General features: G+C 62.9%; 20 protein-coding genes. 12 read left to right on the top strand and 8 right to left on the bottom strand.

The features are described 5' to 3' along the window. On the top strand, positions 1-284 hold a 284-nt coding region (locus tag GE253_RS16365), incomplete at its 5' end, for a transposase (RefSeq protein ID WP_173012679.1). 337 nt (positions 285-621) lie between these two features. Then, on the top strand, positions 622-1,803 hold the full coding sequence (locus GE253_RS16360; protein ID WP_153205207.1) for an aspartyl/asparaginyl beta-hydroxylase domain-containing protein: 1,182 nt from the start codon (positions 622-624) through the stop codon (positions 1,801-1,803). A gap of 120 nt (positions 1,804-1,923) precedes the next feature. On the opposite strand, the gene GE253_RS16355 is transcribed toward GE253_RS16360, so the two are convergent. Continuing rightward, positions 1,924-2,877, bottom strand: coding sequence for an SAM-dependent methyltransferase (locus tag GE253_RS16355; RefSeq protein WP_153205206.1), 954 nt, complete (start codon positions 2,875-2,877; stop codon positions 1,924-1,926). Between the two features lie 35 nt (positions 2,878-2,912). Further along, complete coding sequence (locus GE253_RS16350; RefSeq protein WP_153205234.1) at positions 2,913-3,575, bottom strand: response regulator transcription factor; 663 nt, start codon at positions 3,573-3,575, stop codon at positions 2,913-2,915. A 454-nt stretch (positions 3,576-4,029) separates the two neighbouring features. Here GE253_RS16350 and galU point away from each other — a divergent pair, with 454 nt between their 5' ends. The 3 genes from galU to GE253_RS16335 all read left to right on the top strand — a co-directional run bounded on the left by galU (position 4,030) and on the right by GE253_RS16335 (position 7,836). Then, positions 4,030-4,899: a UTP--glucose-1-phosphate uridylyltransferase GalU gene (gene galU, locus GE253_RS16345; RefSeq protein ID WP_153205205.1), complete on the top strand. Its 870-nt coding sequence runs from the start codon at positions 4,030-4,032 to the stop codon at positions 4,897-4,899. A gap of 103 nt (positions 4,900-5,002) precedes the next feature. Beyond that, the gene (locus tag GE253_RS16340; RefSeq protein WP_153205204.1) at positions 5,003-6,343 is read left to right on the top strand and encodes a UDP-glucose/GDP-mannose dehydrogenase family protein; all 1,341 of its coding nucleotides are present in this window, start codon (positions 5,003-5,005) and stop codon (positions 6,341-6,343) included. Between the two features lie 98 nt (positions 6,344-6,441). Next, positions 6,442-7,836, top strand: a complete 1,395-nt coding sequence (locus GE253_RS16335) for a phosphomannomutase/phosphoglucomutase (protein WP_153205203.1) — start codon at positions 6,442-6,444, stop codon at positions 7,834-7,836. Positions 7,837-7,896: 60 nt separating this feature from the next. Here GE253_RS16335 and GE253_RS16330 read toward each other — a convergent pair whose 3' ends face one another. The 4 genes from GE253_RS16330 to GE253_RS16315 all read right to left on the bottom strand — a co-directional run bounded on the left by GE253_RS16330 (position 7,897) and on the right by GE253_RS16315 (position 11,873). After that, positions 7,897-8,376 carry a hypothetical protein gene (locus GE253_RS16330; RefSeq protein WP_153205202.1) on the bottom strand — a complete coding sequence of 160 codons (480 nt, stop codon included), beginning with the start codon at positions 8,374-8,376 and terminating at the stop codon, positions 7,897-7,899. Beyond that, positions 8,373-8,936: a sigma-70 family RNA polymerase sigma factor gene (locus GE253_RS16325; RefSeq protein WP_153205201.1), complete on the bottom strand. Its 564-nt coding sequence runs from the start codon at positions 8,934-8,936 to the stop codon at positions 8,373-8,375. The genes GE253_RS16330 and GE253_RS16325 overlap by 4 nt, the downstream gene beginning before the upstream one ends. 67 nt (positions 8,937-9,003) lie before the next feature. Then, positions 9,004-10,071 carry a BsuBI/PstI family type II restriction endonuclease gene (locus tag GE253_RS16320; RefSeq protein ID WP_153205200.1) on the bottom strand — a complete coding sequence of 356 codons (1,068 nt, stop codon included), beginning with the start codon at positions 10,069-10,071 and terminating at the stop codon, positions 9,004-9,006. 2 nt (positions 10,072-10,073) lie between these two features. Next, entirely contained in the window at positions 10,074-11,873 is a 1,800-nt protein-coding gene (locus GE253_RS16315) for an Eco57I restriction-modification methylase domain-containing protein (protein WP_153205199.1), read from the bottom strand. Positions 11,874-11,956: 83 nt separating this feature from the next. On the opposite strand from GE253_RS16315, the gene GE253_RS16310 reads away from it, so the two are divergent. From GE253_RS16310 to GE253_RS16300, 3 genes are all read left to right on the top strand, one after another. Further along, the gene (locus tag GE253_RS16310; RefSeq protein ID WP_153205198.1) at positions 11,957-12,262 is read left to right on the top strand and encodes a hypothetical protein; all 306 of its coding nucleotides are present in this window, start codon (positions 11,957-11,959) and stop codon (positions 12,260-12,262) included. Between the two features lie 860 nt (positions 12,263-13,122). Beyond that, positions 13,123-13,344, top strand: a complete 222-nt coding sequence (locus GE253_RS16305; protein WP_153205197.1) for a hypothetical protein — start codon at positions 13,123-13,125, stop codon at positions 13,342-13,344. Positions 13,345-13,486: 142 nt separating this feature from the next. After that, positions 13,487-14,212, top strand: a complete 726-nt coding sequence (locus GE253_RS16300; protein WP_211101490.1) for an ATP-dependent Clp protease proteolytic subunit — start codon at positions 13,487-13,489, stop codon at positions 14,210-14,212. 166 nt (positions 14,213-14,378) lie between these two features. On the opposite strand, the gene rnd is transcribed toward GE253_RS16300, so the two are convergent. Continuing rightward, positions 14,379-15,533 (bottom strand): ribonuclease D, encoded by a 1,155-nt coding sequence (gene rnd, locus GE253_RS16295; RefSeq protein ID WP_153205196.1) that lies wholly within the window; start codon positions 15,531-15,533, stop codon positions 14,379-14,381. Between the two features lie 199 nt (positions 15,534-15,732). On the opposite strand from rnd, the gene GE253_RS16290 reads away from it, so the two are divergent. The 3 genes from GE253_RS16290 to GE253_RS16280 all read left to right on the top strand — a co-directional run bounded on the left by GE253_RS16290 (position 15,733) and on the right by GE253_RS16280 (position 19,325). After that, on the top strand, positions 15,733-16,461 hold the full coding sequence (locus GE253_RS16290) for a transporter substrate-binding domain-containing protein (protein WP_173012678.1): 729 nt from the start codon (positions 15,733-15,735) through the stop codon (positions 16,459-16,461). A gap of 124 nt (positions 16,462-16,585) precedes the next feature. Beyond that, positions 16,586-18,397 (top strand): aspartate--tRNA ligase, encoded by a 1,812-nt coding sequence (gene aspS / locus GE253_RS16285; protein WP_153205194.1) that lies wholly within the window; start codon positions 16,586-16,588, stop codon positions 18,395-18,397. A 133-nt stretch (positions 18,398-18,530) separates the two neighbouring features. After that, positions 18,531-19,325, top strand: a complete 795-nt coding sequence (locus tag GE253_RS16280; RefSeq protein WP_173012677.1) for a MerR family transcriptional regulator — start codon at positions 18,531-18,533, stop codon at positions 19,323-19,325. A gap of 138 nt (positions 19,326-19,463) precedes the next feature. On the opposite strand, the gene GE253_RS16275 is transcribed toward GE253_RS16280, so the two are convergent. Next, positions 19,464-20,624, bottom strand: coding sequence for an iron-containing alcohol dehydrogenase (locus tag GE253_RS16275; RefSeq protein WP_153205192.1), 1,161 nt, complete (start codon positions 20,622-20,624; stop codon positions 19,464-19,466). A 154-nt stretch (positions 20,625-20,778) separates the two neighbouring features. Between GE253_RS16275 and cdd the strand changes: the two genes are divergently transcribed. Beyond that, positions 20,779-21,201, top strand: a complete 423-nt coding sequence (gene cdd, locus GE253_RS16270; RefSeq protein WP_153205232.1) for a cytidine deaminase — start codon at positions 20,779-20,781, stop codon at positions 21,199-21,201. Positions 21,202-21,203 lie beyond the last annotated feature (2 nt).

Here is a 21,203-nt window from a genome sequence, read left to right as displayed (position 1 = left end):
AGAACCACGACGCCTTACTGCGCGCACGACGAAAATATGCCCGATGGGGCGACCATGAAAGAGCCCTCTACCGCAGCCACCGTATCCGCGTCGAAGGCTACCATGGTGAGGCCAAGACCTGGCACGGACTGGGCCGCGCCGTCCGCCGCGGTCTCGACAACATGCAAATCCAGGCATACCTCGCCGCCGCTGCGGTCAACCTCAAGCGCCTGGCCGCCTATCTGCTGCTGATCTTGCGCTGTTGGCTCCTGCCAAACAGAACTCTGAACACATTTACCGTCTGACCAGACTGCAAATCATCAGATCAGCAATCGGCTTCTTCAACAGACCCCTCCCTTGATCGTGACCGATCCAGGGAGATTTTGCGTTCCCTCATGCGCCGGACGGGCACTTCCGTGCCCTTGGCTTGGCACCGCACGCGCGGCGGGCCGGCGGTCGCCGGCCTTCAACCCGCCTAAAGGTCAACCTTTAGGCGGGTTGGTACAACATCCGGGCAGACGCGGAAGAGAGCGATGGCGTGGCCCCTTGCGCCCCTGTCCGTGCCGCTTTCTTCTGCCACTCTACCATTGACCATCATTGCATTGTCGTTTCCCATGCTGCCGCGCAAAGGGGGAACGTTACATGGCTATTGGTGGCAGTGCGGCAGGCCTGGGCAGGGCGGGGATGGAGGCGTTCCGACGGGGGGATTGGCCGGCGGCGCAAGCCGCTTTCCAGGGTGCCATCGCCGCCGGGCTGGATGATGCCGGCATCTGGCTGGCCCTGGCCCATGCCCAGCGCGGCACCCAGGATCTGGACGGGCTGGCGGTCAGCCTGGATAAGGTGCTGGCGCGTGATCCGCGCAATTGCCGTGCCCTGTTGTTGAAAGGCGACCTGTTCGCCGCGCGCGGCAATGACCGGTCCGCCGTCGCCTTCTACCGCGAGGCCTTGAAGCTGGCGCCCCCCGCCGCCCAGACACCGGCCGATCTGGCGGCTGAGCTGTGGCGGGCGCAGGGCCGCTGCCAGGATTATGCGCAGAAATTTGAGAGCTTCCTGCAGGAACGGCTGGGTGCTGCGGGCTTCGACCCGGCCCACTCCAGCGGCCGCTTTACCCGGTCGCTGGATATTCTGTTCGGCCGGCGCACCGTCTATATGCAGCAGCCCCAGGCCTATCTGTTCCCGGAACTGCCGCATATCCAGTTCTACGAGCGGGAACAGTTCCCCTGGCTGGAAAAACTGGAAGCTGCCACCGACGCCATCCGGGCAGAGTTGCTGGCGATCATGCAGGGACCGGAACCGTTCCAGCCCTATCTGCAAAGCGGCAGCGGCGACCAGCCGGAAATCGACCAGTCAGGCCTGCGCGACAGCCAGGACTGGAGCGCCTTCTATCTCTGGAAACATGGGGAGCCACAGGCGGATAATATCGCCCGCTGCCCCGCCACGGCGGCGGCGCTGGCGGGGCTTCCCCTGCCCCGCATCCGGGGTCGTTCCCCCTCCATCCTGTTTTCCCGGCTGAAACCGGGGGCTCGCATCCCGCCGCATACCGGCTTCGTCAATACAAGGCTGATCTGCCATCTGCCGCTGATCGTCCCGCCCGGCTGCGGCTTCCGGGTCGGCAATGAGACGCGGGAATGGCGGGAGGGGCAGGCTTGGCTGTTCGATGACACGATCGAGCATGAGGCCTGGAACAACAGTGATCAGACGCGCGTCATCCTGCTGTTCGATGTCTGGCGCCCGGAACTGACAGCGCAGGAACGCGATCAGGTGGCAACCATGTTGGCTGCCATCGATGATTACGGTGCCGGAACGGGTGATTGGGGAAACTGAAGATCATTGCCTTCACGGAATGATCTTCAGTTGCGGCTAGAGCGGATCGCCAAAAGGTGACATCACCTCTTGGCGTGAATCCGCTCGTAGGCAGACTCAGCTAAAGCCAGCTGCGTTCGACTAAACGCAGCTGGCTTTAGCGTCCAGCCGGATCCAGGTCAGCTCGTGCTTGTTCTGGCACAGATGCACCAACTGGCTGCCAGGAATAGCGGCGAAGGCGCGGGCGGTTTCATGGTCCGTCTCCCCCTGGAATTTCAAGGTACAGATGAAATTCTTCACCAGCCCCGACTCCAACCAGCCCTGCACCATGCGCAGCAGCTTGGACGGGTAGCAGATCACGTCACAGCACAGCCAATCCACGGGCCCGATATCGGCAGGCTTCAGACCAAAGGCACTTTCCCGCCGCTCCGTCACACCGGGCAGGCGGGCAATGCGCGGGTCCAGCGGGGCCTTGTCGATGGCGATCACACTGGCCCCACAGGTCTGCATCACCCAGGTCCAGCCGCCGGGGCAGGCGCCCAGATCCAGGCAGATTTCCCCCGGCTTGGGCGTATGGCCAATGCGCGTGAAGGCCTCCCACAGTTTCAGATAGGCGCGGTTGGGCGGTGTCGCCTTATCCTCGATGAACTCGATCTCCCCATTGCGGAAGGGGCTGGAACAATGGGCAGCGGCCAGGATCGTATTCTCGTTCAGCAGCGTCCATGACCCTAGCGGGGCCGTGGGCGGTGCCGTGAAGAAATTCAGCGGCTTGGCCGAGACATGGGGCAGATTATCCTGGATCAGTTGGGCCCGGCGGTGATGCTGGAACCCATAGAGCGCCCAGTTGCGCTGGATGGCGCGCAGGGCCTTGGCCCCCTGCTTGATGGAACTGATGGGAATCAGCACCGGATCGTACCAGATATTCTGCGCCCAGGCGACGGGGCGCGGCGGCCCTTCGGCCAGCACCAACCGCCCATGCACCGACTGCACCTCCCCCAATTCCGCCAGCAGCGGTTCCAGGAATTCTTCAACCGCCAGATAGGCGGTGGCCCCGAGCGGCGTTGCCGTCGGGGCCGTCACATCATCAATGCTCATAATCAGGATATCGCGCGGAAAGGCGCCCTTATGATTCAGGGCAGGATATCGGCAGAGGCGATCACCGCCTGGGTGCGGTTGCGCACCCCCAGCGACCGCATCACCGCCGTGACATGGATCTTCACCGTGCCTTCGGACAGGCCCAGCTCATAAGCAATCTGCTTGTTGGACTTACCCTCCCGCAGGCAGCGCAGCACATCGCGCTGGCGCTGTGTCAGGGCCGGGGAACCGGCTGCATTGCCGACAGGGGCCCCACCGCCGGCGGAACCCGCCTGCACGGATGCCCCCACCCCGGCCCCATCGCCCAGCAGGGCTGCCGGCGGCACATAGATGCCACCGGAGAAGACGAGGTTCAGCGCGCTCAGCATGATCTTCACGCTGGAGCTTTTCGGGATATAGCCCGACGCACCGGCATCCAGCGCCGCGCGCACATCGGCCTGCGTTTCAGAGGCGGAGACGATGACCACCGGCGTGCCGGCCTGATTCTCGCACACTTCCTGTACGCCGGAGAAACCGGGAAAGCCCGGCATCTGCAGATCCATCAGGATCAGGTCGAAATCCTGGTCGCCCTTCGCCAGTTCCAGCACCGCGTCAAAGGTGCCCGCCTCCACGAAGGTGGCCTTCTCATCCAACTGCTGCAGCAGGCGGCAGAGGCCCTCACGAAACAGAAGATGATCGTCGCCAATCAGGATATTCATCGTCAATCCCAATACCGGGGTCATGGGGCACTTTCCCTGTTGCAGCCAGCGGATGGAACCCGGACAGGCAGAACCCGCGTGCTATCAAATCAACAGGGTGGTTCCCTTAATAAATCAAAATACCATGGCTGTCTGTCACAACCATGGCCGTTTGACACGAAGTTGCCGGAAAACCTATCCATTGTATGATTAGCATGTCCAACCCCGCTGGCAAATGGCCTTGACCACCCGTTTCCGCGCAAACATCACTGAATTTGGTACCAGTCTGACAAGGATCAATGGGCGGAACAGAAGGACCGCTGTAACGTTGATCAAGGCGGCCGGCTCCGCCCGCCTGTTTCGTCGCCGCATTTCTGCGGGCATGTTGCGGGCGTTCGCGGCGCGTGGCACAACAGGGCGTGGCGGATTGTCCGCCCGCCTTTCATCTTCTTTGGCTTTTTCAGCAGGGACCGAGATGCCCCAAAAAGTGCGCAAGGCCGTATTTCCTGTCGCGGGTCTGGGGACCCGCTTCCTTCCGGCCACCAAGGCCATCCCGAAGGAAATGCTGCCACTTGCCGACCGCCCGCTGATCCAGCACGCGGTGGACGAGGCGAAGGCTGCCGGAATTGAGCAGTTCTGCTTTGTCACCAGCCGGGGCAAGAGCCCGCTGGAAGACCATTTCGACCTGAATTACGAGCTGAATGAAACGCTGCGCCGCCGCGGCAAGGATGATCTGCTGAAGATCGTCGAGGCGATTCAGATCCAGTCCGGCTTCCTGTCCTATGTGCGTCAGGCTGAACCGCTGGGCCTCGGCCATGCCGTCTGGTGCGCGCGCGAATTCGTCGGCAATGAGCCGTTCGCCGTGCTGTTACCCGACGAACAGGTGCTGGGTGACCGCCCGTGTCTGGCCCAGATGATGGATGCCTATGACAAGGTGGGCGGCAACATGCTGTCCGTCTTTGAGGTGCCCCGCGAACAGACGAACAAATACGGCATCTTGGACATCGCCAGCGAGAACGGCCAGCTTGTCGCCGTGAAGGGGCTGGTGGAAAAGCCGGAGCCGGCCAAGGCCCCGTCCAACCTGTCCATCCAGGGCCGCTACATCCTGCAGCCGGAGGTGTTCCAGCACCTGTCCGTGTTCGAAAAGGGGGCCGGCGGCGAAATCCAGTTGACCGACGCCATGGCCAAACTGATCGGCAAGCAGCCCTTCCACGGCTTCAAGTTCGAAGGTCGCCGCTTCGATTGCGGTGACAAGTTGGGCTTCGTGCTGGCCAATGTCGCCTATGCGCTGGAACGGCCAGACATGGCCGACAAGGTGCGCGCGGCCTTGAAGGACATGCTGTAAAAGCGATCAAGGGCGGTCAACCTGACAGGGGGATGTCAGCGACCGCCCTTTTATGTCTTTATAGAACCTAGTGTAGTTCTTGCCCGGCGGGACGGGGGATTGAATGCGGATCGCAGTGATTGGAACTGGCTATGTCGGGCTGGTTTCGGGGGCTTGCTTCTCTGAATTCGGTGTGGAGACGATCTGCGTCGACAAGGATGAAGGCAAGATCGAACGGCTGCGCCGGGGGGAAATCCCCATCTATGAGCCGGGGCTGGAAGCGCTGGTGGAAAAGAACGCCAAGGCGGGCCGGCTTTCCTTCACCACCGATCTGCCCAGTGCGGTGGCCGGGGCGGATGCAGTGTTCATCGCCGTCGGCACCCCGTCGCGGCGCGGCGACGGCCATGCCGATCTTTCCTATGTTTATGCGGCCGCGGCGGAGATTGCCCAGTCGCTGGACCCGGACGATTACACGGTCATCGTCACCAAAAGCACTGTACCCGTCGGCACGGGCCGGGAAGTGGCGCGCATTATCCGCAAGACCCGCCCGGAAGCCGATTTCGACGTGGCGTCGAACCCGGAATTCCTGCGCGAAGGCTCGGCTATCGAAGATTTCATGCGGCCCGACCGCGTGGTCATCGGCACCGACAGCGACCGGGCCCGGCAGGTGATGCGGGCGCTGTACCGCCCGCTGTTCCTGATCGAAACCCCGATGGTCTTCACCAGCCTGGAGACATCGGAACTGATCAAATATGCCGCCAACACCTTCCTGGCGGCCAAGATCACCTTCATCAACGAAATCGCCGACCTGTGCGAAAAGGTGGGGGCGGACGTACATGATGTGGCCAAGGGCATCGGCCTGGATAACCGCATCGGTAAGAAGTTCCTGCATCCAGGCCCCGGCTATGGCGGGTCCTGCTTCCCCAAGGATACGCTGGCCCTGGTCACCACGGCGCAGGATTATGGCAGCCCGCTGCGCATCATCGAAACCGTGGTGGACATCAACGACCAGCGCAAGAAGGCCATGGCCGACCGCATCATCGCCGCCTGCGGCGGGTCGGTTCAGGGCAAACGTGTCGGTATTCTGGGCGTGACCTTCAAGCCCAACACTGATGACATGCGCGATGCCCCGGCGCTGGATATTATCCCTGCCCTGCAGGCGGCCGGTGCCACGGTTGCCGCTTATGATCCCGCCGGTCGACATGAGGCGGAGAAGCTGCTGCCCGGTGTGGTTTGGGCAGAAGATGCCTATGGTGCCCTGGAACAGGCGGATTGCGCTGTTGTTCTGACGGAATGGAACGAATTCCGCATGATCAATCTGGGCCGCGTCGCCAAGCAGATGGCCCAGCCTTTGCTGGTAGACCTGCGCAACATCTTCAACCCGGAAGATGCGGAAATGCTTGGTTTCGCCTATTATTGCGTCGGTCGTCCGGGCCGGTTGAAGAAAACCCATCGGGACCATTGAAAAAACCAAGGGTATCGGCGGCACCTTCGTAAGGCGATCCGTCGGCACCCCCATATGACCGTGAACCAAACAACCACCAGATCCTAGGTGACGTAACCATGACCCTGGCGCATCAGTTCCACCCCACGGTGCTGCGCGAATATGATATCCGCGGCATCATCGGCAAGACGGTGAATGCCGACGACGCCCGCGCCATCGGGCGCGGCTTCGGCACCCAGGTTGTTCGCCAGGGCGGCACCAAGGTCGCCATCGGCTATGATGGCCGCCATTCCTCCCCGGAACTGGAACAGGCCGTGGTGGAAGGGCTGAAATCCACCGGTCTGCATGTGGTGCGCATCGGCTTGGGCCCTACGCCCATGCTGTATTTCACCGTACGCCACCTGAAGCTGGATGCCGGTCTGATGATCACCGGCTCGCATAATCCGCCGGATTATAACGGCTTCAAGATGATGATGGGCAAGGCCCCCGTCTATGGCGCGCAGATCCAGGAGATCGGCACCATCGCAGCAGCCGGTGATTTCGCCACCGGCGATGGCACGGAAGAAACCATCGATATCCAGGACGCCTATGTTGAGCGTCTGTTGCAGGATTATGATGGCGTCAAGGATCTGAACGTCGTTTGGGACAATGGCAATGGTGCCGCTGGCGAAATCCTGCGCCGTCTGGTCGCCAAACTGCCGGGCAAGCACACGCTGCTGTTCGATGATATTGACGGCGATTTCCCCAACCATCACCCCGACCCGACCATCCCGGAAAACCTTGAGGATATCATCCACAAGGTCAAGGAACTGGGGGCCGATCTGGGCATCGCCTTTGACGGCGACGCCGACCGTATCGGGGCGGTGGATGAAAAGGGCCGCATCGTCTGGGGCGACCAGTTGGTCGCCATCTATGCCAAGGATGTGCTGCGCAGCCATCCCGGTGCCACCATCATCGCTGACGTCAAGGCCAGTCAGACCCTGTTTGACCAGATCGCCAAGTGCGGCGGCACGCCGCTGATGTGGAAGACGGGCCATTCGCTGCTGAAGGCCAAGATGGCCGAAACCAACAGCCCGCTGGCCGGCGAAATGTCGGGCCACATCTTCTTTGCCGATAAATATTACGGCTATGATGATGCGCCCTATTGCGGCGTGCGTCTGATCGGTCAGGTCAGCCGGGAGGGCACCCTGTCCGCCCTGCGCGATGAGTTGCCGGACGTGCTGAACACCCCGGAAGTCCGCTTCCAGGTATCAGAAGAGCGCAAGTTCGCCTCTGTCGAAGAGATCAAGAACCGCGTCAAGGCGGCGGCCGCCGCCAGCGGCGACGAGGTGAATGACATCGACGGCGTGCGCGTGAAGACCAAGGATGGCTGGTGGCTGCTGCGTGCCTCCAACACCCAGGACGTGCTGGTCGCCCGTGCCGAGGCCTTCACTGCCGAAGGGCTGGAACGGCTGAAGAACTTTATCAAGGCCGAACTGGCCGCCAGCGGTATCGCCGCCCCGGCCGGGTTCTGATGACAATATCCCGGCGCGGGTGCTTGGTGGCACCCGCGCCGGGATCATTGCAGCGGCTGTTCAGGCCCCGCCTTCCAACCGGCGGCGCCATGCCTCCAGTGCCTGTACCTGCCGACGTGCCCGGATCAGCAGCAGCAGGCCAACAGCCAGCATCGCCAGCCCAAGCCCTGCCGCCGGCCCCGCCCCCGGCCTATCGGCCCCCAGCCAGAGGGCGGCGGCACCAGCGGTATAAAGTCCGGCAAAGCCGCATCCCATGGCACTGGCCACCAGCCGGTGCCGGCCATAAAGCGGACGGCGCTGCGCCAGCACCCAAACCGCATAGGCAACCCAGGCCAGCGCCATGGCCAGCATCACCGAAAGGGCGGTGACGGTACGCAGCGGCAGGCCCGGCTCCGTGGCCAGCAGGCTGCCCAGCGTGGCCGCCATGGCCAGAGCTGCGGCCAGCAAGGCCACATGCCCCCAGCGCCCCGGCCCGCTGAGCATGGCGCGGCCCTGGGAAATCAGGCGTTCTTCGATCTGTGCGCTGTCTGCCCTTGTCATGCTTGCTGCTCCTTCATGATGGCGCGCAGTTGCGCGCGGCCCCGCGACAGGCGTGATTTCACCGTCCCGGCGGGCACGCCAGTGATGCGGGCAACCTCGTTGAGGGGAATGTCTTCCAAATAGAAAAGCGTCAGCGTCTGGCGCTCCACCGGCCCCAACCGGTCCAGCGCGCGGTCGAGTCCGGCCAACAACGCCTCCTTGTCGGCAGTATCCCCACCCGAATCATCAGCGGCGACTTGATCCGCTGCCTCTTCCGGCATCGGTGGTGGCTGGCGGTATTTTGCCCGGAACCGGTCCATCGCCGTGCGATGGGCGATGCCGAACAGCCAGGACCGGAACCGATCCGGCTGGCGCAAACCCGGCAGGCCGCGCAGAACCCGCAGCCAGACATCCTGGCTCAGGTCCGCCAGCGCATCGCCATCACTTGTCCAACTTGTCAGATAACGCTGGAGCGGTTGGGCCCAACGCCGGGCCAGCCCGTCAAAGGCCGCCGCCTCCCCCAACTGGCACCGCAGCACCAGCAGCAGATCGGCCCTGTCATCCTGTTCATCCTGTGCCATCGCCCCTCCCCTTCTCTGACTTGGTAGTCGCGGCGCTGGGCAAAAGGTTCACGGGGGATGCGTGCAATCAGGGTACGGATAACCCGCGCAGCCGGGCGGGTGCCGGGTCCAGCCGCATCAACCGCTCGGGTTCCGACGCGAACCAGACCTGACTGCCCCAGCCCAGCGAGGGCAGCGCCTTTTTGACTTCTGTCCGGGAGCGGTCCAGAAAGGCGGTGACGCAGGCGACATGGGCGGGGCCGAATCCGCCCTCCCGCGCGATTTCCAGAAAGGCCTGGGCGCGCTGTTCCGTCACCGGCCCATCGGTGGCCACCACCTCCACAAAGACCAGCATCAGATCATCGGCGCTATGGCCGCGATCCAGCAGGATGATGTCGGGCAAAGTGCGGTCGGGCGTGATGCGCAGGCCCAGCCGCTTGATCCAGCCCTCATCCCGCGCGGCCACCTTGGCGGCACTCTCGCTCAACCACAGCACCACCGGATCGGCCAGGAAGCGGGGGGCGAATTCCTCCACCACCGCCTTGGCGATCAGCGAACTGGGGCCGGGGGCCAGCAACCGCGTCTCCCGGTTGGGAAAGCGCACCAGCACATCCTCGGCATCGCTTTCGGTGCTGACGCGCAGGGAATTGATGCGCGCCCGCGCGGCGGCGTTCAGCGTGGCCGTGGCCCAGGCCGCCGCCGCCGCTTCAAACGCCTCCCCCGTCAGGCCGGGGTTGAACAAGGCGGCAAAGCGCGCCGCCAGGGCATAGCGCGGCTTGGAAGAGGTGGTGGGCACGCCCGCCCGTTCAATGATGGCGCCACTAGGGATCAATCCCTGGCGAATCACCTCATCCCGCACCTGCTCGCGGCTATTATCCTGATACCAGCGATTGCCCATGGCGGTGGCCGCCTTGGCATAGGCGGCGCGGGCGTCATCCTCGGCGGCGAACAGCAGCCGGGTTTCGCCCATGCGCACCACATGCACCGGGTTGCCCCAGATATCCGCCCCTTCCACCGCACCAATATAAAGGAAGGCCCCCACCGTGGCGGCGGCGGCGTCGCGCACGCATTTATCGCGCTCCGGGGTGCCTTCCGGAAAGATCAGTTTCAGGCGGCGGGCGATTTCCGCCCGGTCCAGCAGCGGCGGCAGACCCATGGTCACAGGCCATACAGCGCATCACAGGCGGCATCCAATGCGTCCCGCGTCGCCCCCTGCGCCACCAGCCGGGCCAGCGGCGCCAGGGCCTTGGGATCGGGCAGCGGCATGGCCTGCAGCTCAAACGCCGATACAGCAACAGAACCGGACAGGCAGCGGAAGGCCCGATCGGCCGCCCGGCTGTTCAGGAAGGCCGCCAGCACGGCGGGCGAGACGGGCGGGCGGGCCACACGCGGCACCAGCATATTGACGTGGTTTTCCACCGTCACCCCACCATGCGGGGTGATGAAGCTGGCCGGCATTTCAGCGGCGATCAGCCGGCGGGCCTGTTCCTTGGCCGTGGTCCGCTGTAACAGCACGCAAGGGCGGCGGATCACCAGCCAATCATCGCCAGGGCCGGGGGTGAACCAGGGCTTGTGATTGGCCTTCTGGCAGCGATAGGCAAAGCGCCCATCCGACGTGATGCTTTCCGCCCAGACCAGAGGAATGGCACCCCGGCCCTTCACCTCCCCGATCTGCGGCTTGTGCCGGTTCCAGACCAGCGGGCCGGTGGAGACGCCATAGCCCCAATCGGCCAGCCGGTGCGACAGGGCGCGCAGGCTGGCCGCCAATTCCGCTTCCCCCGCGTGCCGGGGCAGAATCCAGGGCGCGGTGACATCCGCCGGCAGGGTGAAATGGCCAGCCGGGCAGAGGCCGATGCCGCCGCCCTGGGCGATCTGGATCATCCGCACTTCCGCCCGACGCGGTCGCCGCACACCGCCACCGGCCCGGCGATAGGTTGCCAGCACGGTTTCCTGCAGCACATTGTCGAACACGCCCTTGCGCTGTTCGACGAAATCCAGCCGCAGGGGCGGCGCTTCCTCAGCCAGGGTGCGGCGCAGATGCTTGAAATAATCACCGCCCAAAAACGAACTGGGGGTCAGGAAACAGACCAACCCGCCGGGCCGGGCCAGCCGTACCGCCAGATCCATGAACACGCCATAAAGATTGGCATGGCCGAACAGGCTGCGGGCGAATCGGGCACGCACCGGCTTGGGCAGCACCTGACGGCCATAGGGCGGGTTGCCGATCACCAGATCGAAGCAGGGCTCCTCCCCCCGCTCCAGGCTGTCGCCGGCCTGCACGCAATCGCCCAGCCGCTGGCCGGTGCCATGCAGCAGCGGCAGCAAGGCCGCCTCCAGCATCACCACAGAAATCCAGGCGGCCACCGGGTCCAGTTCCCAGCCACGCAGCCGGGTAGCGATGGCGCGGGCGGCCAGGGCCGGCTCCACCTTGCGCAGGGCGCCGGCCATGCGCAGCCCACAGGCCACCAGAAAGGCTCCGCAGCCCGATGCCGGGTCCAGCACCCGCGCCGATACCCAATCCAGCCCCGCCCCTTCCGCCTGATCCGCCAGACAGGAGGCCAGCGCGGCGGGGGTGTAGAACACGCCATGCCGGGCGCGATGTTCGGACGACAACAGGCCGGCATAGAGATTGCCCAGCTTTTCGCAGACCAGCGGCACGGGCAACGGCGCCAGATCGGCCCCCCAACGGGTTGCCTGTTCGCGCATCGCCTCATCAAGCCCAGCCGGCAGCCGGGCCGGCAGTTCCGGCGGTGGTGACGCAATGGGCAGCCCCGTTTCCAGGGCGGCCCAATAGGATTGCACCACCAGCCCGGCAATGGCCGCCACATGCCGGCGCTGCTGTGCCGCCAGGGCAGCGGCGGCGGCCAGCAGCAGCGCCGACCCGTCAGCCGGCACCAATCCCGCGCGTTTGCGCGGGGGCTTGGCAGGGCTGGGAACGGGGCGGGTGCGGCGAACCAAAGGGCAACCTGGCTGGGGTGATATCGGCGCTCACCATCGTTCAGCGCCGGGGGGCTGGCAAGGGGGGATTATTTGGGGGGGCGATGCAGAAAGCAAACATGGGGGGTTGCGCCCCAGCGAAATCGCCCCGGGGCCGGGGATGCACGCTGTTCGCCTTCACCGGCAAAACCAATTTCGTGCTGTATGAACCGGCCGAATTCTGCAGCAAGAATGATTTTGAAGGTGGTCTGCGTCTGGGCTACCGGGCGCCGGACAATGCCTATGAACTGACCGCCTTTGTCCGCAACATCACGGACGAGGCCAATGTGAAGGGCGTGATCGAGAACTTCATGGCCCCGGTGGTGAGCGAGCCGCGCACCTTCGGCATCTCGCTGTCCGCCAAGCTGTGAGGACAGCCGGCCCCGGTGTCACCACCGGGGCCGGTTTTTCCGGTGATGCTGTGGGGGCCAAGTAAGGATAGGCGGGGCGGCGGCGGGGACGTGCCCCGACGGGGGAGTCCGCGTTGATTCAGCTTCGTTCCGCAGATGATTCCGGAACGTTCTCCGCAGCCCTATCGGGGGTGGTGGTGACAGGGGCGAGGAATCGGGAAAGGGGCGGGGCGGGTAGGGGGCTTTCCTTACTTGGGGGTGGAGGGAGGAGGAGCGCAGGCGTTACAGCATAATGCTTCATTCGCATCTCTACCGGCGCATCCATACCAATTGCCCCTTCTGGTGTCTGCTTTGTGTCCCAATATGGTCGTTCACATGGGCGTCCAGGGTACCTGAAAGCGGATATGCCAGTAACTGGTGGGGTTCCTATCGGGGCCATCTCTTCGAGCGTTGCGTGAGAGCAGCTGGGGGGATCTAGCTTCTCGGCAAGCCCGCGCCAAGTCTCGACCGGCGTACTCACAGCGTCGAAAGCGGGTCAATGGTCTTCGTCATCACCTACAAGTTCAGGGACGCCTTCGTATTCGGAGATTTTCCACAGTTGCCGCATCCATGCTTCAAACGTGGCGGCCATGGGCGTTTCCTTCGCCGACAGGGGATTGGTGGACCCACATGCCAACGGTCATAGCTTCGGACATGAAGATATCCGAATTGTGGATAACTTTGTGAGTGTCTGTGGATAAATTGTGGACAATTTTCAAATTCCCCAAGAAACCTGTTGACAATTATCCCCATAACCCACAGGCCTATTGCCCTTTTGTGCAACCTGACCGTATAACGACGTAGGTAAGAATAAGGATTTCTCTTGACGCTGGAGATCAACCGTGATTGACCGCGAAACATTCGCAGGGATGGTCATAGCCAATGGCAAAATGGTTGCGAATGCCGCTGGCGTTCATGCATCTCCATTCAAAGGCGCTACCGGATGGAATAATTCAATTTCCTCTCTCTCCCCGTTTGGTTTATACACCCCTGTCACTGTTTCTTCTTATACAGTAACTAGGGGGAAGGATGCCGACGTGGAACGAGATCAATCACGAGATTGATTCGACAGCAGGAAAATCTGCCTGTGACGATGTTCGGAAGAAGTACCTTCACGCTCTAGAGGCTAAAGTTAAGCGCCCAGTCATAGCATACTATTCTGGTTGGCTTCAGAGGCGTAGCCCTGAGGGTTTGTATCACGCGGAGATGCCGATTTCCGACCTAGATATGAATGGCTTCATGTCGGCTATTCATGGGCTAGATAGAGATCGTGGATTAGATATTGTCCTCCATACTCCCGGCGGAGATATTGAGGCTACACGAGCAATCGTAGAATATCTCTTTAAGATGTTCTCTCGTGATATCAGGGTTATTGTTCCTCAAATCGCTCTGTCTGCCGGAACAATGATTGCCTGTGCAAGCCATACGGTCTTGATGGCCAAGCACGCATGCCTTGGCCCGACCGACCCACAAGTTAACGGTTTGCCCGCTCTTGTTGTGCTGCAAGAAATTGACCGTGCTATCGAGGAAATTAAGCATGAGCCATTGAAGCAGATGGTTTGGCAGCACGTGTTTTCTAAGTACCCTCCCGGATTTATAGGGAACTGTGAGAGGGCGCGAGATGTAACTCGCGGCTTCGTAAAGTCATGGCTAGAAAATGGTATGCTAAAATCCGCTTCGAATCCAAGCCTGTCAGCTGAGTCAGTGGTTGACAAGTTAATGGATATGAGAAAAACGAGCAGCCATGGCTATCATTTCATGTTCGATGACTGCAAAGATATCGGGCTTAACGTCCAATTAATTGAAGATGATCAGGAGCTTCAGGAAAGCATACTTAGTGTGCATCATGCATTTTCGTTAAGTTTTAGTAAATCGGATGCAATCAAGATCATCCAAAACTCGAACGGTGGCGTATGGAGTGTTAACGGGTAGCTTCTGCAGAAGCACAACATATAAACTGTATAGCAATCTTGATGAGCATGAAATAATAAAAATACAATAAAATATCTTTGCCCGAGATTTATGAAACCCGCCCCATCATACCGTGGCGGGCTTTTTTTGTCCATGCATTAAAGTCGGATCACCCAGCCCCTTTTCCTCACTTCTCCAACTCCACCAGCTTCACCTTTTTCCCGGTGATCGCCAGCGCCAGTTTCCCTCGTTTCAGCTTCAACGCCGCCTCCCCGAACAGGTCGCGGCGCCAGCCTTTCAGGGCCGTCACATCGGCATCGTCATTGCCAGCGATGGCTTCCAGGTCGGCGGAATTGGCGACCAGACGGCTGGCCACCTCATTATCGTCGCAGACCATTTTCAACAGCACCCGCAACAGCTCCACAATCGGGGCGATGCCGGGGGGCGGTTCCGGGCGCGGGTCCGGGCGGGGCAGGTTGGCGTCGGGGATGGCCAGTGCCGTCTGTACCGCGGCCAGGATTTCCGTGCCATAGCGGCCCTGTGCCATGCCGCTGCCCAGCCCGCGCGTGCGGCCCAGATCGTCGGCATTGGTGGGGGCGTGGGCGGCGATTTCCACCAGCGCCTCATCCCGCAGCACGCGGTTGCGCGGCAAATCCTTGCGCTGCGCCTCCCGCTCCCGCCAGGCCGCCACTTCCTTCAGAATGGCCAGGAAGCGCGGCTTTTCCGTCCGCACCTTCAGGCGCTTCCAGGCGTCTTCCGGTTCGGTGCGGTATGTCGCCGGCTCCGTCAGGATGGCCATTTCATCCGTCAGCCATTCCGCCCGCCCGGTGCGGGCCAGCTTGGCGCGGATTTTCTCATAAGCCGGGCGCAGATGCGTCACGTCCGACAAGGCATAGGTCAATTGCCGGTCGGTCAGCGGGCGTTGCGACCAGTCGGTGAAGCGGCTGGATTTGTCGATGCGCGCCGGGGTCAGCTTGGTGATCAGCGTCTCATACCCGACACTGTCGCCAAAGCCGCAGACCATGGCCGCCACCTGCGTGTCGAACAGCGGGGCGGGCACCTTGCCGGTCAGGTTATAGAAGATTTCCAGATCCTGCCGGGCGGCATGGAACACCTTCAACACCTTGGGATCATCCATCAGCGCGAATAGCGGCTGCAGGTCGATCCCCGGTGCCAGCGGGTCGATGGCGGCGGCATCGTTGGGGCCAGCCACCTGCACCAGGCAGAGTTGGGGATAATAGGTTTTTTCCCGCATGAACTCCGTATCAACGGTGACGTATTCTTCGTCACGGATACGGTCGATAAAGGCGGCGAGGTCGTCGGTGGTCGTGATCAGAGTCATGGGAGCCATTGATACAACAGCCCTTTGCCGCTGTCGAACAGCGATATTCAGCAAGCGGTCATGCGTATAGGTATCCGCCCCTCCGACATGCGTATAGAATGGCCCGGACGGTGCGCGTGAAAGGCGATAATCAATGCCGGACGCAGGGCCAGAGCCATCAGCAGTCGCGGGAAGGCGGCGTTTACAGCGGCGAGATCTGTTGATCGCAGCGGCAGGGTTCGCTTTGGCCGGTGGTGGTCAGACAAGAGCCGTCACGGCCCCCTGGATTGTCTTCTGTACCGATGATTTCCCGCCCTATTGCTGGAACATGCCGGGCAAGGGGCCGGCCGGGCTGGATGTGGAACTGGTCAGCGCCATGCTGGAGCGGGCGGGCCCCCCCTATGACATTCAGCAGATGGCTTGGTCTCGCGCCATGGTGGGGCTGGAACAGGGACGCTGTGACATTCTGTTCGGGCTGGTGCCCTCCGAACAGCGCTTCCGCGATTTTCTGATGGTCGGGCCGTTCCGCGACGGAGAGATTGCCTTTGCTGTTCGGGCGGACAACCCCATCACCTTCCAGACGCTGGACGATCTGGCCGGGCTGACGGTGGGCACCACGCTGCGCAACCATTATGGGGCGGCCTTCGACAACGCCACCCACTTTACCCGCGATCCCGCCCGCACCGATCAGCTTTCCCTGCTGAAACTGGTGGCGGGGCGCGTCGATCTGGTGGTGGGGGACCGGCTGGCCCTGGCCTGGAAGGCGAAGCAGGAGGGTATCAGCGACAAGATACGGTTCCTGGCGACCCCCTTGTCGGTGTCGCCCCACTATATCGCCCTGCCGCGCGATCGGGGGGAGAAGGCGCAACGGCTGGAGGCGGCGCGCCAATCCATGGTCGCGGATGGCAGCCTGGACGCCATCATTCAACGCTGGCGGCTGACAGGGTAGCAGCGCCGCGCGGGTGGTGCTTGACAAGCACGCCCCGTCCGGTGTGGTGTGGCGCAAACCGTGCCGGCCCCGTGCCGGACGGCCACCCTTTCTATTGCCCATCTGCACCCAAGGTCGACCCACCATGCACGCCTATCGCTCGCATAATTGTGGCCAACTCCGCCCGGACCATGCCGGCCAGAATGTCCGCCTGTCCGGCTGGATCAACCGCAAACGCGACCATGGGCAGTTGCTGTTCATCGATCTGCGCGATCATTTCGGCATCACCCAGTGCGTGGTCGACACCTCGTCCCCGCATTTCCAGGTGCTGGACGGTCTGCGCCTGGAATCGGTGGTGACCATCACTGGTGAAGTGGTGGTGCGCACCGATGACACCGTGAATGACAAGCTGCCGACCGGCCATATTGAGGTGAAGGTCCGCGACCTGGACGTTCAGTCCGCCGCCGACCAGCTGCCGCTGCAGGTGAACAGCGAACAGGATGCCGGCGAAGAACTGCGCCTGCGCTATCGCTTCCTGGATCTGCGCCGGGAGAAGATGCAGAAGAATATTCTGCTGCGCTCCCACGTCATCGCGTCGGCCCGCCGCCGCATGATCGAACAGGGTTTCGTGGAATTCCAGACCCCGATCCTGACGGCCAGCAGCCCAGAGGGTGCCCGCGATTTCCTGGTTCCGTCCCGCAACCATCCCGGCAAGTTCTATGCCCTGCCGCAGGCGCCGCAGCAGTTCAAGCAGCTGCTGATGGTGTCGGGCTTTGACCGCTATTTCCAGGTCGCGCCTTGCTTCCGCGATGAAGACAGCCGCGCCGACCGCTCGCCGGGTGAGTTCTACCAGCTCGATTTTGAGATGAGCTTTGTCACCCAGGAAGATGTGTTCGCCGCCATCGAACCCGTCATCCACGGCATTTTCGAGGAATTCAGCGATTTCACCGGCGTGAAGCGCACCGTCTCCTCCTACCCGTTCGTGCGTATCCCCTACGCCGAATCGATGCTGAAATATGGCAATGACAAGCCGGACCTGCGCAACCCGCTGGTGATCACCGACGTGACGGCGGTGTTCCAGCGCGATGATGTGGAATTCAAGGCCTTCAAGGGCGTGATCGCCAATGGCGGCGTTGTCCGCGCCATCCGCGCCCCGTCTGTGGCCGACAAGCCGCGCAGCTTCTTCGACAAGCTGAACGACTGGGCCCGTGGCCTGGGTGCGCCCGGCCTGGGCTATATCCTGTTTGAAGCCGCCGGCGGCAAGGGCCCCATTGCCAAGTTCGTGCCGGAAGCCGCACAGGCGGCCCTGCGCGAGGTGGTGGGTCTGCAGGATGGCGATGCCGTCTTCTTCGTCTGCGATCAGGCCGGCCCCGCCGCCAAGCTGGCCGGTCTGGCCCGTACCCGCATCGGCGAGGAATTGGACCTGATCGAGAAGGACACCTACAAGTTCTGCTGGATCGTCGATTTCCCGATGTTCGAATATGATGAAGAGCGGAAGAAGATCGACTTCAGCCACAACCCGTTCTCCATGCCGCAGGGCGGGCTGGACGCGCTGCTGAACCAGGATCCGCTGACCATCAACGCCTATCAGTACGATATTGTGTGTAACGGGGTGGAGCTGTCGTCCGGCGCCATCCGTAACCACAAGCCGGAAATCATGTACAAGGCGTTCGAAATCGCCGGCTACCCGCCGGAGGTGCTGGAAGCCAAGTTTGGCGGCATGTTGTCGGCCTTCAAGCTGGGGGCCCCGCCGCACGGTGGTTCGGCCCCCGGTATCGACCGCATGGTGATGCTGCTGGCCGATGAGCCGAACATCCGCGAGGTCATCGTCTTCCCGCTGAACCAGCGCGCCGAAGATCTGCTGATGCAGGCCCCCAACGCCACCACCCCGGATCGGCTGAAGGAATTGCACATCAAGCTGGACCTGCCGAAGCCGAAGATCGTGACGGCGGATTAATCCAGCCCCGTGTGAGAAACAGAGCCCGCCCTGGGAAACCAGCGGCGGGCTTTTTCTTTTCCGCCGCCTGCATTTTCCCGCTTGCTCCTGACGCAGCGTCAGGTCCGACAAGGGACGGGCAAGGAGCATGAAGATGGACAAGGCATTATCCATTGGTGAGTTGGCGGAACGGTCCGGCATATCGGTGCGGGCCCTGCGGCTGTATGAGGCTGAGGGGCTGATCAACCCGGTGCGGACCCAGGCCGGGCGGCGGGTTTATCAGGCGGGCGACGTAGCGCGGCTGCAGCAGATATTGCTGCTGAAAAAGGCCGGCTGCACGCTGGGCCAGATCGGCCAGTTGCTGGACCGGCGGCCCTTTGATCCGGCGCGGTTGATTGATGCGCAAATCGACGCATTGGAACAGACCGAACGCAATCTGGCCCAGAGCCTGGGCCTGCTGCGTGCCGCGCGCCGCCGGCTTTCTGATGGGGAATGCTTGTCCGTTGATGCCCTGTGCGACCTGATCAAGCTGGGAGAGCAGAGCATGAGTGAAGAGAATTGGAAGCCGGTGCTGGATCGGTATTATACGCCGGAGGAACAGGAGAAATGGCGACTAGCCAAGGCAGCCTTTGGCCCGGAAGGGGAGGCTGATTATGCCCGTCAATGGGCCGATCTGGTGGCGGAGATTGAGGCGGCCATCGCCTGCAAGGTAGCCCCGGAGGATGAACACGCCCAGCGGCTGGCCCTGCGCTGGTATGAGCTGCAAAAGCCGCTGGTGGAAAAGGTCGGCGTGGAGGTCTGGAACAAGGCCAGCCGCATGTATCAGGAAATGGACCAGTGGCAGACACCCCAGGTCCAGGCCCCGTTCAGTGCGGCCGTCTATGGCTTTGCCGTGCAGGCCGCCAACGCCGCCCGCGCCAAGGGCCTGATCCCGCCACGGCAGGGGTGAGAGTCGGTAATTTACCGTCACCCCGGGGAAGGCCGGGGTCCAGTTCGTAGAGCGAAGCGCCCCTGATTCTGGACCCCGGCCTTCCCCGGGGTGACGGGGAGTGTTGAGGGTTTCTTGCACAGAAAGGCCAAAATCCCCTCACCCCCAGCTTTCGCGGTACAGCGCCACCATGGTCGCCACATCCGGCACGCGGGGATTATTGGCGGGGCTGCCGGAGGCCAGGGCCTGTGCGGCCATGGTTTCCAGCAACCCATTCCAGCGGGTGGGATCGATGCCATAGGTCTTCGGGCTGGGTACCTTCAGGTCAGCGTTCAGTGCCCGCAGCGCCATCACCAGCTTTTCCCCCGCCACATCGTCACCGTCCGCCGGATCGGCGGCCCCGATGGCGCGGGCGCAATCGGCATAGCGGGTGGGCGCCCCCGGCAGTGACCAATGGGTGACGGCGGGCAGCAGCATGGCGTTGGACAGCCCATGCGGCACATGGAAAAAGGCGCCGATGGGTCGGCTCATCCCATGCACCAGAGCAACCGATGCGTTGGAAAAGGCCATGCCGGCCAGCGTGGCGCCCAGCATCATGGCTTCCCGTGCGGGGCGGTTGCCGGGTTCGGCCACGGCCGTGCGGATATGCGGGGCGATGCGGCCCATGGCGGCCAGCGCCATGCTGTCGGAAAACGGGTTGGCCTTGGCGCTGACATAGGCCTCAATGGCATGGGTCAGCGCATCAATCCCGGTATCGGCGGTCAGGCGCGGCGGGCAGCTCAGCGTCAGTTCATAATCGATGATGGCGGCACTGGGCACCAGCAGCGGGCTGGCGATCAGCATCTTTTCATCGGTGGCGGCATCGGTGATGACGGTGAAGCGCGTCACCTCCGATCCGGTGCCGGCGGTGGTGGGGATGGCCACCAGCGGCAGGCCGGCCAGCGGGATCAGGTTGGGCACCTTGTAATCGCGCATCGCCCCGCCATTGGCGGCCAGCACGCCCATGGCCTTGGCCGTATCGATGGGCGATCCGCCGCCCAACGCCAGCATCCCGTCATAACCACCCCCGCGCAGGATGGTAGCCCCTTGTTCCACCACCGTAACGGTGGGGTCGGGTACGGTGTCGGCAAACAGGCCGGGCTGGAAGCCGGCATCGCGCAGCGGGGCCAGCAGCCTTTCCACCGTGCCGCTGTCCCGCATCCAGGGATCGGTGACGATCAGCGGCCGGCGCACGCCCAGCCGGTGCAGCACGGACGCCGCCCGCGCAATGGCACCCCCGCCCAGTTCCATGATGGCGGGCGTCAGGATGGTGGCAATCATGGTTCCTCCCAAGTGCCGTGGCACTCTCCCAGGGCTTTTTTTCCAGTGTGGGCCAAGCCGGTGCTGCCCGCCAGCCCCGACTTTGGGATTAAAGATGGTGATGCCAGGGGCTTGGCCCTATGCTGGGCAAAAATCCAGCCACCAGCCATCCGACATGCCCATGATCGCCATCGCCGATGATCTGTTCCAGGCCGCCAGGGCCGCCCGCCTGAATGCCCATGCGCCCTATTCCGGGTTCAAGGTGGGGGCGGCCATCCGCTCTGAAAGCGGCCGCATCCATGCCGGCTGCAATGTGGAGAACGCGGCCTATCCGCAGGGTCAATGCGCAGAGGCGACGGCCATCGGCCTGATGATCGCATCGGGCGACCGCAAGATCATCGAACTGGTAGTGGTGGGCGGGGAGGCTGGATCGGGCGTGATGTGCACGCCCTGCGGCGGCTGCCGCCAGCGCATCCGCGAATTCGCCGCCGGCCCCGACACGCCCATCCATGTCTTTGATGCCGGCGCTTTCCGCCAGAGCTTCACGCTGGGGCAGTTGCTGCCCTTCAGCTTCGGCCCCGACAATCTGGGTTTCTAAAC

Origin of the sequence: Niveispirillum sp. SYP-B3756, from assembly GCF_009495745.1 — a bacterium.
Lineage (GTDB): Bacteria > Pseudomonadota > Alphaproteobacteria > Azospirillales > Azospirillaceae > Niveispirillum.
This window is presented reverse-complemented; position numbering and strand designations above follow the sequence as displayed.